10 protein-coding genes are annotated in these 17,446 nt (G+C 43.9%); 3 read left to right on the top strand and 7 right to left on the bottom strand.

Annotation, left to right across the window (positions count from 1 at the left end; translation table 11 throughout):
- Positions 1–93: 93 nt before the first annotated feature.
- Both ACVW2L_RS20185 and ACVW2L_RS20180 read left to right on the top strand, forming a co-directional pair.
- Positions 94–1,158 carry a branched-chain amino acid aminotransferase gene (locus ACVW2L_RS20185; protein WP_457129758.1) on the top strand — a complete coding sequence of 355 codons (1,065 nt, stop codon included), beginning with the start codon at positions 94–96 and terminating at the stop codon, positions 1,156–1,158.
- 150 nt (positions 1,159–1,308) lie between these two features.
- The gene (locus ACVW2L_RS20180) at positions 1,309–2,445 is read left to right on the top strand and encodes a hypothetical protein (protein WP_457129757.1); all 1,137 of its coding nucleotides are present in this window, start codon (positions 1,309–1,311) and stop codon (positions 2,443–2,445) included.
- Positions 2,446–2,455: 10 nt separating this feature from the next.
- On the opposite strand, the gene ACVW2L_RS20175 is transcribed toward ACVW2L_RS20180, so the two are convergent.
- A complete protein-coding gene (locus ACVW2L_RS20175; protein WP_457129756.1) occupies positions 2,456–3,250 on the bottom strand; it encodes an O-methyltransferase in 795 nt (264 codons plus the stop codon).
- Between the two features lie 40 nt (positions 3,251–3,290).
- Between ACVW2L_RS20175 and ACVW2L_RS20170 the strand changes: the two genes are divergently transcribed.
- The gene (locus ACVW2L_RS20170; RefSeq protein ID WP_457129755.1) at positions 3,291–4,148 is read left to right on the top strand and encodes a transglutaminase-like domain-containing protein; all 858 of its coding nucleotides are present in this window, start codon (positions 3,291–3,293) and stop codon (positions 4,146–4,148) included.
- A 127-nt stretch (positions 4,149–4,275) separates the two neighbouring features.
- Here the strand turns inward: ACVW2L_RS20170 and sov are convergent, their stop codons facing one another.
- From sov to tatA, 6 genes are all read right to left on the bottom strand, one after another.
- Positions 4,276–11,343 (bottom strand): T9SS outer membrane translocon Sov/SprA, encoded by a 7,068-nt coding sequence (sov, locus tag ACVW2L_RS20165; RefSeq protein ID WP_457129754.1) that lies wholly within the window; start codon positions 11,341–11,343, stop codon positions 4,276–4,278.
- A gap of 24 nt (positions 11,344–11,367) precedes the next feature.
- Entirely contained in the window at positions 11,368–11,952 is a 585-nt protein-coding gene (gene ruvA / locus ACVW2L_RS20160; RefSeq protein WP_457129753.1) for a Holliday junction branch migration protein RuvA, read from the bottom strand.
- 60 nt (positions 11,953–12,012) lie between these two features.
- Positions 12,013–14,289 (bottom strand): NADP-dependent malic enzyme, encoded by a 2,277-nt coding sequence (locus ACVW2L_RS20155; RefSeq protein WP_457129752.1) that lies wholly within the window; start codon positions 14,287–14,289, stop codon positions 12,013–12,015.
- 105 nt (positions 14,290–14,394) lie between these two features.
- Complete coding sequence (locus ACVW2L_RS20150; protein WP_457129751.1) at positions 14,395–15,669, bottom strand: transglycosylase SLT domain-containing protein; 1,275 nt, start codon at positions 15,667–15,669, stop codon at positions 14,395–14,397.
- Positions 15,670–15,733: 64 nt separating this feature from the next.
- Entirely contained in the window at positions 15,734–17,161 is a 1,428-nt protein-coding gene (gatA, locus tag ACVW2L_RS20145; RefSeq protein WP_457129750.1) for an Asp-tRNA(Asn)/Glu-tRNA(Gln) amidotransferase subunit GatA, read from the bottom strand.
- A 98-nt stretch (positions 17,162–17,259) separates the two neighbouring features.
- A complete protein-coding gene (tatA, locus tag ACVW2L_RS20140) occupies positions 17,260–17,427 on the bottom strand; it encodes a twin-arginine translocase TatA/TatE family subunit (protein WP_457129749.1) in 168 nt (55 codons plus the stop codon).
- Positions 17,428–17,446 lie beyond the last annotated feature (19 nt).

Raw genomic sequence — 17,446 nt, 5'->3', positions numbered from 1 at the left:
CTTTATCATAAAAAAGTAATTTTCATCGGCGTTCTGTTTTCATGTAGTCTGTTTTTTAGGTAAATTGCAAGTTCAATATAATACGCAAAAGCCATGACAGAGACGCTGGATATTAAGATCACCAAAACAAGCAACTCCCGTTTAGCACAAACGGATTTTGAAAACCTGCCCTTCGGACAAATTTTTTCTGACCACATGTTTGTGGCCGATTATGCCGATGGCGAATGGAAAAACCTTCAAATTGTTCCTTACGGTGATATTCTGGTCAGCCCTGCTATTTCATCGCTGCATTACGGTCAATCTTTTTTTGAGGGATTAAAGGCTTACAAACATGCCGACGGAAAGGTATCTATTTTCCGCCCCGATAAGAATGCTGTGAGGTTTAACAAATCTGCCGACCGCCTGTGTATGCCTGCTTTACCTGAAGAAACTTTTATTCAGAGTATAGCTGCTTTGGTAGACATTGACCGCGATTGGATACCTACCAAGCCTAATCAATCATTATACCTAAGGCCATACATGTTTGCTACCGACCGATTTTTGGGGGTAACACCATCTAAAACTTTTAAATATATGGTGTTAGCTTGTCCGGTAGGTGCCTATTTTTCAAAGACGCTGCGCGTAAAAGTTGAAACGCATTACACCCGTGCTGCCGAAGGTGGAATGGGTTACGCAAAGTCATCCGGTAACTATGGAGTGTCAATGTATCCTGCACTTAAGGCTGCCGAAGAAGGCTTCGATCAGCTAATATGGACCGATGCTAAAAACCATGAGTATGTTGAGGAAATGGGAGCAGCTAACGCCATGTTTGTGTTAGACGGCAAATTGATAACTCCATTGGCCGGAGATACTATTTTAGATGGCGTAACCCGTAATACGGTTATAACACTGGCTAAGGAATGGGGCTATCCGGTTGAAGAGCGCAAGGTATCAGTTGCTGAAATTATGGAAGGAGCCAAAAATGGCAAACTCACCGACGCTTTTGGTGCCGGTACCGCTGCAACCATCGCTTCTGTAGGATCTATCAGCCACAATGGCGAGGAGTATACCCTTATTGATCCAAAAGAGAGAGAATTTTCGCAACGCGTGTTAAAAACTATCGACGCCATACGTTACGGCAGTATTGCCGATACGCATGGTTGGAATTATATAGTTTAGCAATTGGAGATCTTTGTTTTAACAACAACATATATAATATAAAAGGTGGCCCCACATTCTGGTCCACCTTTTTGTGTTTTATGTAGAAAGCTAATTCCCTATCATGTAATGCGGTGTTTAAAAGCTATATTAGCAACACCGTATCCTTATATGAAGAAACTTGTAGGTATAATTCTCATTGTCACAATTAGTCTCCAGTCGGCAACGGCGCAACGCATCATTCCAAAATTCATCCGCAAAATGTATTTTGAAAAAGATACCAGCAAACGCGGTGGTTTTGTGCTGATACCTGTACTTTCATCAGCACCCGAAACAGGCGTAGAAGTGGGCGGCGCAGGCTTGTATTCTTTTTACACCGATACTGTGCATAGGGAAACACGCGTATCTAACATTTATACCTATGCCACTATTACAACCAAAGGGCAAAACAGGTTTAATCTGAGTACAAGTCGCTGGTCGTCACAAAACAAGTATCATTATACGGCTGCCATTACGTTTGTTAATTTCCCGGCCAATTTTTATGGGATAGGTAATAATACCCGCAAGGCAGATGCCGACCTGTTAGACGAAAAAAGATTAAGGATTGATATTGCCGCCGAAAAACAGGTTGTGCGCAACTTGTACATTGGCTTTTTAAGCGGCATGTATTATTACAGGTACAACAACAAAACAGCAGGAGGTATTTTTGACACGGGTGCCGGAATACAGGATAAAGACGGCGGACCAATAGCTTTTTTAGGCCCCAGTCTGATCTTTGATTCGCGCGACAATAATACTTATACCACAAAGGGCTCGATGTTTACAGCCCAGTTTAAAGCCATTAAAGGCGTTTTTGGCAACAACGGCTATAACGGCGGACTGGTAAACATTGAATATGCCAAATTTTTAAAGCTGAGCAGTAAATTGATTTTAGGGCTAAATGCGCGGGGCCAAAGCCTCACGGGCGGCGCATCGCCATTTTACCTGTTGCCACAAATGGGCAACGACGAAATAATGCGCGGTTACTATGGCGGTCGTTATCGCGATCGTAACCTGGTGGCGGGGCAGGCTGAACTGCGGTATCGCTTAACCGAACGTATTGGCATAGCCGGCTTTGCCGGCGCTGGCGAGGTGTTTCGCAGTAAATTCGCTATGTCAGAACTGAAGCCCAACTTAGGTGGAGGTTTACGTTACTTTTTTGATTTAGAAAAGGGCCTGGCCGTAAGGGTTGACTATGGCATTGGCCAAAAACCTACCGGCGAAACCCGTGCAAGCGGCTTGTATGTAGCGCTGGGGCAGTCGTTTTAAGATGTGCATATTAGCATATTTGCAACTTTATCACAAAATCTTCCTTCACCTGCCCTTTTCTGAAATAGACTAACCCTATCCAAAAAAGATCAACCGTTACGGTAACCTGAGGATGTGCCTTTATTTGGGCCCAGGCTTGTTTCATGCCTTCGCTCCAGTAAATGTCATCAAAAATAAGCAAGGTACTTTCGTGCACTTTGGGCAGGCACCATTCAAAGTATTCAAGAGTGGCGTCCTTACGGTGGTTCCCATCAACAAATACAAAATCAAGTTTATCCAAACCTTTTATAACATCTGGCAGGGTGTCGTCAAAATTACCTACCACCAATTGTATATTATCGGTTTTGGCTTTTGCGAAACTTTCTTTGGCTACTCCTGCAGTCTGCGGGCAGCCCTCTAAGGTATAAACCTCTGCTTTCGGCGCTGCCTTTTGCAGATAAGCTGATGTAGTGCCCAAACAAGTACCCAATTCAATAATATTATCGGGTTGCGCATCTGCGGCGAGGCGATAAAGTAGCTGCGCCAGTGTTGGTGGTTTAAGGGCGTTTTTGGCAATGTCCCCAACCCGCTTTTGCTTGTTATTGTTAACGTGGGATCCGGCACCTAAATCCGTGACGGTTATCATCCGGTCATCGGCAAGCAGATTTTTACGAATGCCCTCTACCTCATCATATACTTTTTTGGCACTATAATCGTATATTACTTTATCAACCAAACGGTACACAAATGGCGAATGTAGACCATGCCTGGTTTTGGCTTTTAAGCGGTATAAAAGGTAGTCAAACCCGAACCTTATATTGAACATGTTGTAAAATTATACAAACCTTAGTATTTTAGCGGTATAGATGATAAATCAAACAGAAGTAAAATCCCTTATACACCTGTTGGATGATCCGGATCAGGAAATATATAACCACGTACACGATAAATTGTTGTCGTACGGCAGCGAGGCTATCGAATATTTGGAAAGCGCCTTTGAGCAGGCTTTTGACCCCATACAACAGGAACGCATTGCCAACCTGGTGCACGAGATACAATTCGGCATTTTAAAAACTGATCTAAAGCTTTGGCACCAGAGCGGATCTTTTGATCTGCTGCAGGGCATCCTTATACTCAACCGTTACCAATATCCCGACCTTGATGAGCAAAAGCTGATCAATCAGATAGAAACTATCAAACGCGATATTTGGATCCAGATGATGAACGAGGCCAGTCCGGTGGAGCAGGTTAAACTCATTAATCATGTATTTTACCATTTACACGGCTTTAGCGGCAATACTACTAACCATCAGGACCCGCAGAACAGCTACCTGAGCCAGGTGCTCGAAACTAAAAAAGGCAACCAGATATTGCTGGCCAGCATTTACTCTATCATTGCTCAAAAACTGGATATCCCCGTTTATGGCGTTAACCTGCCGCAGCATTTTATATTAGCTTATATGGACGAAAGTCAGCAAAGCGAAATGGAAGGCGGTGTGCTCTTCTACATCAATGCCTTTAACAAAGGTTTTATTTTTGGCCGAAGGGATGTGGATATGTTCCTGAAACAGCTTAACCTAAACTTTGACAAGCAATTTTACGAGCCCTGCTCCAACACCGATATCGTGCGCCGCATTCTGCGCAACCTCATCAGTTCCTACGAGCATTTGGGCTCGCCTGATAAGGTTAACGAATTGAATGAATTATTGGGCATTTTAGATTAGCATGTAGCGCAGCAGGTAGGGTGCTACACCCCGCTACAAACCTCCTACACAACTTAGGGTTATCAAAATTTATATTAAGAAAATAAATTTATCCCGCCGTCCCTGTTGCAATTAGGTATTCAGATTTTTACTGTAACAACAACTTCAAATTAACCCCAAAGTTAGTGAACGAGGTATTGAATGACTGCGAGGTGTACGGCCTTGTAAGGTTCGAATCGTAAAACAGCGTCATATTAAACCGCTGACTTATGCTGTAATCTATAGATGGGCGGTAGGTAATGTTTTGCGCGCCTGATGAAATTTGCGCAGCCTGAACATCGGCACGGTAGATCAACGTTTTATTGTCCCGCAATGCAAAATCTACTTTAAAGTTAAGTTCGTTTTTAAGGATGGTATTAGGGAACAAACCAAACGGGAACCTGAAATTTCGCGTTTTGTAACCCATTCCAAATTGAACCACCTTCTCATTTTGCTGCGTAAGCTGGCTGTTTGCCATACTCAAACTTAATATGCGGCTTTGTCTGTATTCGAAATTTGCAGTTACATTGTTTCTAAAGCGCATGTCGGCGCCCAGTAAAGGGACAAATTGCTCATAAATGGTTATCTGCGAAAACTGGTAACGCGGCAAAAAGTCGTTATTAACATCGCGCGAAACAGCATGCCCGCCAATCTCTTTGTATTGCAACAAACTGCTGTAGCCGCTTATAGTATAGGTTGATTGATACCCGTGGCGAAGATCAAATGAATCAAAAATTTCCTGCATAAAAGGGATCCTGCTTAAACCGCCATAAGTAATTTGCCAGTTAGGAATTGGTATGGCTGGGAACTGGTTAAGGCTGGCGCCCGATGGATCTTTACCTGTTACGGCAGCCAAAAATGCCGGAACCAAAACATTTTGAGCATTGGGCCCAAAACCGTCAGCGTACCCAGAGGCGCTGGTACCTGCTGAATTCGGATTTTCTGTACCCAGGCGTTTTGAAATAGCGGCCCTGTTTTCTAAAAATTTTAAAAACGTTGCAGAAGTATTCTCAATGCCCGACGGTGATGAGAACGCGGTAGCCAACGATAAGAAAGAAACACTGTAATCCCCTGCGGTAATTGCTGCCATGTTTTCAAACCCGCCGGTAACATCAGAATATTTATAGTTGGTTTGATAGTTGCGATTTTGCGATTTAAATGATGATAGCTGTATCCGCAGGTCGCGGATAGGCTCAACCATAGCTTTAAGGCGCAGATCTTCATTAAAAGTTCTTGAATAAAGTTGATTCTGCAAGGTGTTTTTTGACAGCCACCCGTTAGCTATTGCCTTCTCGCGCAGATCAGCCTGGCTGCCTAACAAAAAGCCCAGCCCGGGAGCATCATATGTAAAATCCTGCCCGAAGACATTGGACTGCGGCAGGTACCCGGGCAAAAATGTACCTTCTGTACGGGTGTAGGTACTGCTTATGTTTTTTATGCTGAATAACGCCCCCATAAAGAAATTGCCTATGCCCTTGCCCTCAAAATCGGGTTTCTGTCTGTCACGGTATGCCGAAAACTTACTGTACAACCGCGTAAAATCAAGCGAAGGCGTAAGTTGAATAGTCCGCCCGTTCTGAATGCTATTGCCTACGTTAAGCGATGGATCCCTAATGCCGAATAAGGGCTGTGCCTGCCAGTCAAAATGCGCTGTGTAATGCACTATCATTGTTGTCCAGTCAAGGCCGGGTATCTTATTTATGGGCGTTGTATAATTGATGTTTAAATTGTGAGTGTAATTAGTGGTACGGCCCAACTTTTTTATATTCTCCCAAAGGGTATCGCGCTTTAAACCTGTTATGCGCCCATAAGGCTCGTCAACTACCGCCAGATTGGTTGCATCAATATCCATGGTTAATGATTTGGTCAGGTTCCACCCTATGCCATAAATACGTATAATGTTAAAGTTTTTGTTAAAGTTGGTAGGTATAGCGGTGGGGTTATCTTTATCAATGTTACGCAAAGTATTTTCAGCATAAAAGCGGTTAAAATTCATGCTGAAGTTTAGTCGCGACGGCATGGGGCTAAAATTGATATCGCGCAGCAAGGCTAACGGATTGCTTTTGATAACCTTTGCCAGCGGACTTATATATTTAGGCTGGTTGGCATAATTATAAGCAAAGGCACCTGTATAAGTTCGCTCAACGTTGTTCTCGGTTATGTAATCGCGGTGCAGGTATTCGCTAAAGGCGTAGCTAACGTTAAAATTTTCAATGTCCCATAAATGCACAGAGGCCGTTGGGTTGGTTCGCTCCTTATGCACATTGGTAAAATTAAAACTGCGGCGTTTGGTATAATCTTCGGCTACTGTTTTTATCGAGTCGCGCTGTTTTTCGGTGGCGGCGTTATCCATTGATTGTTTAAGCAGGATATCTGGCTGACCGGGATCATACATCGGCGTGCTAACCTGCGATGAAAGGTTTATATATGTTGGTATTTTTATCCCCGACTTTTCAGGAAAAAACCTGCCAATGTCCATACTTGCGGAAATATCATAAGCCTGGTTATCATTTAACGATCGCTCCTGTAGCTTAGAGTCTAACGCGCCAAAGCCCGCGGTAGATCTGCTGCCTGCCATGGTTACATCAGCAAAATCAGCCAGTTTAAAATCAGCACGCGCCATTGCCGCCCAGCCTTTCTTAGTTTTAAAATCAGTAAGCCTCAGCTCATCAAACCAAACTATACCGGCTTTCGGTAATCCGTCGTCAACACCGGGGGCCGAGTTTGCTTTAAGCGGATTGCGTACCCCCAGCATAATGGTGCGCAGGCGACTAAGGTCAGGCACACCCATTATGGTTATCCTGTTTTTCCCATTTGAATAGGTAAACGGCCTGTTAACCGGCCAGGGCAGGCCCATATATTTAGCGTTGTTACGGGCCAGCTTAGCATCGGTTAATATGCTTAGGTCAATATCCAGCTCGTTTTCTGTGGGCCATATACTGCTTGCATTGGTTGTGCCCGGCTGTGTTACAACAAGCGGTATTTCGTATTCGTAGTAATTATTTTGGTAGTCCGTTCCTAAACGCACAAATGCGCTTAGGTCGCCATCGCGCAGCATGCCTTGTGCCACAGCCTCCGCGTGGATAAACATTTGCAGGTGATTGTACCGGCGCAGGTCATTATAAAATGTTTTGAACGACGCCCTGGAGTAACCATCAGTTAAATTAGCTACCGTTTGCGAGAGCGACTGCTCATTTAGCTGCGTGTTAATTTGTAAGTTGTTATAATCGCGCTGGCGCTGTATACCAGGGGGTACCACATAAGGGATAGGTACTCTCTTGCCATTTTCTTCAATATTAACGGTTTGCACAGCATAGGTTGAATTATCAAGCGGCGGATTATTTAATGCTACATCAGCAATAACATTAGCAGGATTGTTTTCTGTATTAAAAGCGCGCCAATCGCCTCTTACCAGTTCCATCGTCGCGAAGCGCAAAACGGCAGTATCAGCAAAATTGGTCATGAACATACGCATATAGCGGATGGCCTTAAAATCCTGTATACCACCAATTGTTGACTGGTAGGACGTAACCGGGATACGGAACTGATACCAGGTAACGGGTTGCGTAGTACCATCGGCCAGTTTTACCTGTGACGTAAGCTTATCATTAACAAAGTTTTGCCCAACCACCAGATCATTTGGCCGCATGGATACTTTATATTGAAAGTACTGATCATCCTGGCTCATGTTATTATCGCGGTCAATGTCTTCCCCATCCGGGAGTGCTGTTGATGCCGATGTTGGCAGCCCTAATTCTGCCTGCGATTGCTCTGCCGTTTTTGAGTTACCTTCATTACCATTAAACCTGCTGTAGCGGGCCAATATTCCAGCCCCTGCCTGATCCTGGTTAGCGCCAAGGTAGTACTGAAAGTCATCAGAAGACGGGTCATTGTTAAACGCGGCGGCAGCGGGTCCGCTTACTTGCCCCTGTATTTGTTGGATAGCATCGGCAAAATTTATACGTTCGTCTGCACTGTTCAACCCATCTAAGCCAATATCCTGCAAAGACCGTGATGTTGGGTTACTATCAAAAGCATTGATAACAGGTTGGGTGCGCGTTACACGCCCCCAAACGGTATTGTCAACAGTGCTGTAGTCGCCGTTTGCAGGCAGGCCATTTTCCAGACTTTTGCGGCCATCTTTTAAAACATCTTCGGATGTACTTCCCAAATTAACATACAGATCACCGCCTTGCGATTGCGGTTTATAGATAAAGGGATCCATTACCCAAAATTCAATGTACTGCACGTTAAGCGACTGGAAATCTGTAATTGGAATGCTGCGATATATGCCGCCCCAGCGTGAGCGTGGGTTTTGCAGTGTACCATCGGCGTTAATGCCGCTTGTTGCATAGTTATAAGGGCCGCGTACGGTTGGATAAAAAGCCAGATCTAACGTAGCAACGGCCAGCGGCTGCCCCGTAACCGATTGTTTGTAAGGGAACACTTCCGTTTGGAAGATCTGCCTTACATAATGGTTAGATAATTGGGTACGCGATACTGGTATTGATCCTGAAGTATAAAATATCGGGTCGATATTATAAAATGCAAGCCGCGCACGGTTGTAGCCATAAGCTAAATTATTAAACACGCCCGATTCCGGGAACAAACGCGGCGTGCCCGATAGTTGCCACGCATTAGCGGCCTTTACATCAATAACCGATTGGCTGTTCTCAAAATCATCCAGGTAAGATGTACCGTTCCGTGCACCGGCATAACTTAATACATTTGGGCTGCCGGGCAAAAGCTGAGCAAACTCTCCGCTAAAATTTACTGAGGATGGTGCTTTGGTTTCTAAAAAAGGCAGTTTATCAATCATCCGCGTTAAAAACCGCGACTCAGAACTGTAGTTAATATCTAAACCCCATATGGTATTAGAGATAGATTCTGCTCCGATGGCTTCATTCTGAGAAATAGGCTGCTCGGTGAGGTGCATAATTGTACCACCCAAGGCCAGTTTATTATCCATACGATAATCAAACCGGGTACCGTATAACGATTTCTGTTGCACCCCAAAAAGCTCGTTATTTTCCAGATTTACAGTGATAGGCTGACCAGATGACAGCAAAGCGCCATTAATAACATTGAGTCGCCCCGAGTTATAATCAATGGTATAATCTGTCCCCTCAACAAGTTTTACAGCCCCCGCAGAAACAACTACTGAGCCCTGCGGAATATTAGTAGCATTAAGCTGATAAGAGCCGCCGCCCCCCTGCGATGAGTAAGTTCCCTTTATAGCATACCTGTTTAACTGCGGGAAGAATTGCTGGGCAACCGTCTTTGTTGAATCATATAACTGCTGATAAACATACCGGCGCCGCAGATCTGTTTCGCCCGCCGCAAAACGCGCGGCAAGGTCGGAACCGAAGGGCTCCAATACCGGAAATACGATTCGCCCGTTCTGCGAATCAATGGTTACGCCCTCCAAAAAATCAAAATAACCATCCGGTCGCTTCTCATTCTGTTGGCTTAGGTTATCAAGGCCGGTAAGCTGCAGCCACAGTTTTCCGTTGGTATTCTGCCCTTCTTCCATCACGGGTTTTTCAACGCTGGTCTTGTCGTCTAAACGCGCCACGCGCAGCTTAAAATTTTGCGAACTGATCTGATATCTTCCCAGGGAGTAAATATTCTTCATCATCAACTTCCATGTGGGCAGCTTCGTTTTAAGCAGGGTATTTTTTAAGAGTTTTAGGTACAAAACCTTCGGCTGTGCCGGATCAACAGGGATATCGGTTGAGAATTCCCCTACCTGGTACTGCACGCCGTTATAGGTATACTGAAAGGCAACAGCCAACACCTCATCATTATTTAACGGATAATTAAGCGAGATGTAACCTAACTGAGATTGAAGCGTAAATTCTTTATTAAGGGTAAGTTTACGTGCATAGGTAAGCTTGGCATAATTATCTGTACCACCATTGGCTGCAAAGTAATTAGCCAAAGCGTTAGTGGGATCATTAGTTTGGCGGGCACCTGCCGGAAGGTTTTGCAATAATGAGTTAGATTGCTGGTTGGCTATAGGCCCTGAAAAGCCCGATGGCAAGGGCGAATACCCGCCCCCACCCTGTACAAGCGGCGTGGTGTAAGGGTTGTTTTCGCCGAGATCAAGCAAACCCAATACGTCTCTTGAATCGGTGGTTGAATTAGTGCGGTTGGTTACCCAAATCTCCACACGGGTGATATTAATGCCTGAAGCGATGAGTGGAATATTTGCCAGCGACTTATTGTAGTTATCCCTGAAATATTGTGCTAAAAAATAATGTCTGTTTGCTTCGTAATCTGATCCCATTAAATCGATCTCGCCCTGCTCTGATCCCTTGGTAATGGTTATCGTCCTTGATTGTGACCGCTGCTGGGAGAAGACGCTGGTTACACCCAACTTGCCAAATTTCAATTTAGTGCGAATACCAAACAGGGCCTGTGTACCGGTTATCAAGGTAGTTGGCAATGGCATACTTACGGTACCTGCCTGTATTTCCTGTATAATTTCGTCAGCGTTGCCCTTGTACTCCAATTTAAACTGGTTATCAAACTGAAACTGGGCATCAGTATTGTAGTTGGTGGCTATTTTTAGCTTATCGCCAATGTTACCCGTTACGTTAAGCTGTATGCGCTGGTCAAAATTAAAATTGAATTGCTTGCGCTGCCGCGTATTGAATAGCGGGTTTTGGTTATTATTAATCTGGCCAGACATAATAGCCTCTGCGGAACCCTGCGGGCGGATATCAATTACATTGCTGCCAAATATTTTCGCAAAAGTTTGACTGCGTACTTTTATCTGCGGTAAAAAACCGGGTTGCAGAGATTGATAGGCGTAATTGTCTGTTAGTTTTCTAAAATAGCCTCGCTTTTCTTCCTGCTGTTTTAACTTAAGATATTCTGAAAACGAGAGATAAACCGGTGGCCTGTACAACATATTACCAACACGTTCATACATCACATAGCGATTGTTAGCAACATCGTATTCTATAGTACGGGTAAGGCCGGGCGGGTCCGGATCAAATATTCCTTTTCGGGCCTGGCTGCTGTTGGTGGGCTTATAATTGTACGGAACCTTGATAACTACCGAGTCGGGTTTGCTTAGCGGGCTTCGTTGGCCAAAGGCATTGCCTGTACCGCACAGCGCGGCAAATGTAAACAGTGCTAAAAAATATCTACCAGTAAAAATCCCGCTCAAAGGCCCAAGTTTAATTAAAGGTAATTATAAACTTTTTAACGCAATTTTTATAAGCTGTTCTACAGTTAACGGGCCATCTATTTTATTCATTTGCTGCTCCAGCACTTTTTCTACGGCGTTGCGTGCAAACCCAAGCATTACCAGTGCCGATAAGGCTTCGTCTTTAACAGAAGGATTATGCGGCGCCACACTTAAGGTTTCAGACCCTTCCTTCCGTAATTTGTCTTGCAACTCTAATATGACACGCTGTGCAGATTTGGGCCCAATGCCTTTAATGCGCTGTATTAACGATACGTTTCCGCTTACTATGGCTGTTTGAATCTCGGTTGGCGTTATGGATGATAACATCATGCGTGCCGTGTTGGGCCCTATGCCTGATATGGAAATAAGGTGTAAAAATAAACGGCGTTCGCCTTCATCAGCAAAGCCGTAAAGTGTATGGGCATCTTCTTTAACATGCAGCCACACATACAGCTTTTGCCGCTCCTGGCTACCCAACAGCGAGTAGGTATGTAATGATATGTTGATGTGGTAACCAACGCCGCCGGCATCAATTACTACATAAGCAGGGCTTTTAAAAGCTAATTTACCGTCGATATAATTATACATAGTTTTTGCTGACGGATAAATTTACACGTTTAGAATGAAAGCTTGCCTGCAAGATTACTTTTATTGCATTTGCTCTTTGGCTTGCGCGTCAACAACGGCTATGGTAACCATATTAACTATCTCGCGCACAGAGCTACCTAACTGTAATATGTGTACTGATTTTTTTAAGCCCAACAAAATAGGGCCAACAGCTTCAGCACCTCCAATTTCCTGTAATAGTTTATAAGCTATATTGCCCGACTCAAGGTTGGGGAAAATAAGCGTGTTTGCTGCTTTACCTTTCAAGGTAGAGAAAGGAAAATTATCCGCAAGCAGATCGGCATTCAGTGCAAAGTTGGCCTGCATATCCCCGTCAACTACCATGTCTGGATGTTGTTTATGTAAGCGACGCACTACCTCGCGCGTACCTTCAGGGATAGGCCCTTCATTGGAGCCAAAGTTTGAGTAGGATAATACCGCAACCCTCGGACTGATATTAAATTGCTTTACCGATTTTTCTATCAGCACTGTTATCTCAACCAGCTCTTCAACACTTGGATCAACATTTACTGTTGTATCGCCAAAAAACACAGGGCCCTTAGGGGTTATCATCAGATACATACCTGCAACCCGGCTCACACCTTTCTGTACCCCAATTATCTGCAGCGCGGGTTTAATAGTAGTAGCGTAGTTTTTACTCAGGCCTGATATCAGCGCGTCTGCTTCGCCAAACTCAACCATGCAGGCACCGTAATAGTTATAATCAGATAATAACTTGCGTGCTTCATAAAGGGTAATACCCCTGCGTTGGCGGTGTTCAAACAAAAAGTTGGCGTACTTTTCGGCATTTTCGGCACCCAAATGTGGATCAATGATCTTCACATCGCCAAAGTCCATATCGTGCTCTTTTATTATCGCCTTTATCTTTGCCTCATCCCCCAATAATATCGGGGTAGCAATTTTTTCGTCTTTAACTATTTGGGCGGCACGTAATATTTTGTAATTATCGGCATCGGCAAAAACAACACGTTTCGGGTTGCTCTTGGCCTGGTTGGTAATGTTACGTAACAGTTTGTCATCGGGCCCTATTCTTGATCGTAATTGCTCGGTGTATGCATCCCAATCGGTTATGGTTTTTCGCGCCACACCCGACTCAATAGCAGCTTTGGCAACAGCGGCCGACACTTCTGTTATCAGGCGTTGATCCATCGGTTTGGGAATGATATAATCGCGACCAAACTTTAAGTTTTTAGCATTATAAGCTTGGTTTACTGCTTCAGGAACCGATTTTTTCGCCATGTTTGCAATAGCGTGTACCGCAGCCAGCTTCATTTCTTCATTAATGGCGCTTGCACGCACATCCAATGCACCTCTGAATATATAAGGGAAACCTAAAACGTTGTTTACCTGGTTAGGGAAATCAGAACGTCCGGTTGCAATAATAATATCTTTTCTTGATTTAATGGCAAGATCATATGCTATCTCCGGTTCAGGATTAGCCATGGCGAACACAATAGGATTCTTCGCCATGCCTTTAAGCATATCAGGTGTTACACAGTTGCCTGCCGATAATCCTACTAAAACATCTGCCCCTTTTAACGCCTCGGTCAGTGTTTTTACATCGGTTCTGTTTGTGGCAAATTGCAAGCGCATTTCGTCCAGATCCTGCCGTTCCGGCGTTATCAATCCATTGATGTCAAACATCACCAGATTCTCTTTTTTAACACCTAACGAAAGGTACATTTTTGAGCAGGACACGGCTGCAGCTCCCGCGCCGTTCACGACCATTTTTATCTTATCCAGTTTTTTGCCCTGTATCTCGCAGGCATTCAACAACGCCGCGCCAGATATGATAGCTGTACCATGCTGGTCATCATGCATTACCGGGATCTTCATTTCGGCTTTAAGCCTGCGCTCTATCTCAAAACAGGCCGGTGCCCCTATATCTTCTAAATTAATGCCGCCAAAAGTAGGCTCAAGCGCTTTAACTATGGTTACAAACTCGTCAACCGTAGTAGCATTTATCTCCAGGTCAAAAACATCTATATCTGCATAAATTTTAAAAAGCAGGCCCTTACCCTCCATAACCGGTTTGCTGGCTTCGGGGCCAATATTACCCAAGCCTAAAACAGCAGTACCATTGCTTATAACGCCTACCAAATTACCTTTAGCAGTATATTTATAAACATCCTCAACATTTTCTGCAATTCTTAAACAAGGCTCAGCAACACCCGGCGAGTAAGCCATGCTTAAATCGCGCTGTGAGTTGGTAGGTTTGGTAGGTATAACCTGTATTTTACCGGGACGGCCTTTTGAATGGTAGTTTAACGCGTCCTGCTTTCGGTTGGGAGTATCCATAATTAGTATTTAATCGGCACAAATTTAGGTGTTTTTGGGCCATTTACATTAAAAAAGCCCGGTAACATACGGGCTACAAATTTAAAATAAGCTTAAGGCATCAATTTAACCATTGCTTCCGGCATCAGCAGATACAGTTGGCTCAATTACAGCGTCTACTGCCAGTTTCAATTTTCTGCCGGGAGTAAGGCTGTAGCCACGTAAATGGTTCCATTTTTTCAGGTCCTCAATATCCACCCCGTAGGTAGAAGCTACATCAACAAGGTTCTCGCCGGATTTTACAACGTGAATATTAGTGTTGGCCATAGTTACTGCGGCAGGCGAAATCGTTGTAGGTTTGGGTGCAAATATAGGCACTACCCGTTTTGGTTGAACGGGTATAACAGCGTTAGGATCGGTTAAAGCAGTATATAAAGTGGCGTAATCAACGTCAAACGTACGCGGAATTACCAGCATGCGCGGGCTTTCAGAGGTACCATTAATTACCTGTTTTTTGTAAGAAGGGTTCAATGTTGCCAGGTCTTTAACCTCCATGCTAAGGGCTTTCGCCACATTGTTCAGTGTGATAAACTTATCAATCATCACCGTTTCGGTTGTACCTAATATCGAACCTTTATGTGCTTCAATATCGTGGTCGTTTGCGTAATTCATTACATATGACATTGCTATAAAAGCCGGCACATAATTACGCGTTTCCGGCGGTAAGTATTGTCTGATAGTCCAAAAATCCAGCGCTCCGGTCTTTTCAACCGCACGCTCTACATTGCTTTTACCGCAATTGTAAGATGCTATTGCCAACAGCCAGTCGCCAAATTCCATGTATGAATCTCTAAGATAAGCCGCAGCCGCATAGCAAGCCTTAACCGGATCGCGACGTTCATCAACGTAGCTATCCATACCTAAGCCATAAGCTTTGGCGGTAGCGGGCATAAATTGCCATGGGCCGGTAGCTCCCACCCTTGATACCGCAAAGGGATCAAGCTTTGATTCAACTATAGAAAGATATTTTATTTCTTCGGGGATACCCGCTTCACGAAAGATCTTCTCGTAAATAGGAAAGTAGTATTGCGATAAGCCTAACACATGGCTCATTTCATCTTTGTGGCGAATGTAAATGTCTATGTAGCTTTGTACATGTTCATTATAATCCAACTGCACTTCTTTTTGTATAGCGGCAAGTTTGCCCGCAAAAGATGTTGGATCAGGAGATAAGGCCTTACCGGGAAATAACTCCCTAACAATTAACGCAGCTGCGTCATTGGGGCCTGCATTTGCAGGCGTAACGGCTTTATTTTTGATTGTACTGTCAACCGGTAGGTTTGCGGCTTTAGTAATTTGTTGTGATAAAAGGCATAAAGCGATAATAAATACTCTCTTCATCTTCTCTCATTAGGGGTTAATGGCTCACGTACGTGTACGTACATTTTACTAAAGTATAAATTATTTATAGTTCAACGAAATATTTCGAGAAATTTAACAACTCCTGCTCGTTAAAATGACTGGTTAATAATTGCAGGCCTAAGGGTAAACCTTTGCTGTTGTTACCTGCAGGTAACGATATAGCAGGCACACCCGCCAGCGATGCTTGCACGGTAAATATATCGGCCATGTAACTTTTTAACGGATCGTCGCTGATATGGCCGATCTTAAAAGCAGGCTCGGGAGTGGTTGGGATCAATATAAAATCAAACTCCTTTAATATGCTTTCTGTACGTTCTTTTATCAATCTGCGTACTTTTTGCGCTTTTGCATAGTAAGCATCATAATACCCTGCGCTAAGCACAAAGGTGCCCAGCATAATGCGGCGCTTAACTTCTTTGCCAAAACCTTCAGACCTTGAAAGTTTATAAGTTGAAACCAAATCCGTAGCGTTTTTGCTGCGATACCCGTAATGAACACCATCAAACCGCGCCAGGTTGGATGATGCCTCGGCCATTGTAAGAATATAGTAGGTGGGTACAATGTAATCCAGGTAATCAAATTCTACTGGTGTAACTGTATGCCCTTCGGCCTGTAATTTTTCTATCCTTTCTTTTAAAACCGCTTTTACATCATCATCAACGCCACTGCTGGTTAAAGCTTCGCGTAAATAAGCTATCCTTTTTTTACCGGATGATTTTTCAAGTTTATCGCCATAAGCGTCTACCTTAACCTGTGATGTGGTACTATCATAATCATCAGCGCCTGCCATTATTTCTAACAACAACGCTGCATCGTCAACAGAGCGGGTTAGCGGGCCGGCCTGGTCAAATGATGACCCATAAGCAATAAGGCCATAGCGTGAAACACGCCCGTAAGTGGGTTTTAAACCAATAAGGCCGCAAAAAGCAGCCGGCTGTCGTATTGATCCGCCGGTATCTGTACCTATCGCAGCATGGCACATATCAGCCTGTACAGCCACGGCTGCACCGCCTGAAGAACCACCCGGAACACAGGTATTGTCAGCATGGTTTTTTACTATACCGAAATAAGAGGACTCGTTCGAGGCGCCCATTGCAAACTCATCGCAATTGGTGCGACCAATTATAATGGCATCTTCGTTAAGCAGCCGCTCAACTATAGTTGAAGAGTAGATAGATTTAAAGCCCTCTAAAATTTTTGACGATGCGGTAACTTCGTGCCCCTGGTAGCAAATATTGTCTTTAATAGCCAACACCATTCCGGCCAAACGGCCTGCATTGCCCTGCTTTAGTTTTTGGTCAATAAGCTCCGCATTTTGCAGTGCCTCTTCTTCAAAAACCTCGTTAAAAGCATTAAGGTGGCTGTTTGCCTTTATGTTAACCAGGTAGTTATCAACCAGCGCCTTTACGGTGATGGTTTCGCTTTTTAATCCACTTTGTATTTCAGCTAAAGAGGAGTAAGATTTAATCATAGGGGCCTAAAATAAAAAACTTATCCGTTGAAAAAGATAATATTTTCAACAGATAAGTTATATTTAATAAAGATCTTGTAAAAGAGTACTTTAGCTTATTAAGCTTTCGGTTTTTCTTCTGTAGTTTCGCTAGTCCCGTTTTGAGCGTCTTTAAATTCTTTTACGCCTTTACCCAAGCCTTTCATTAATTCAGGTATTTTTCTGCCACCAAACAGTAACACAACAATTAAAAGAATTAAGATTATTTCCTGCATTCCAAATCCCATGATTTCTACTTTTTAATAT

The organism is Mucilaginibacter sp. HD30, from assembly GCF_054061755.1.
This window is presented reverse-complemented; position numbering and strand designations above follow the sequence as displayed.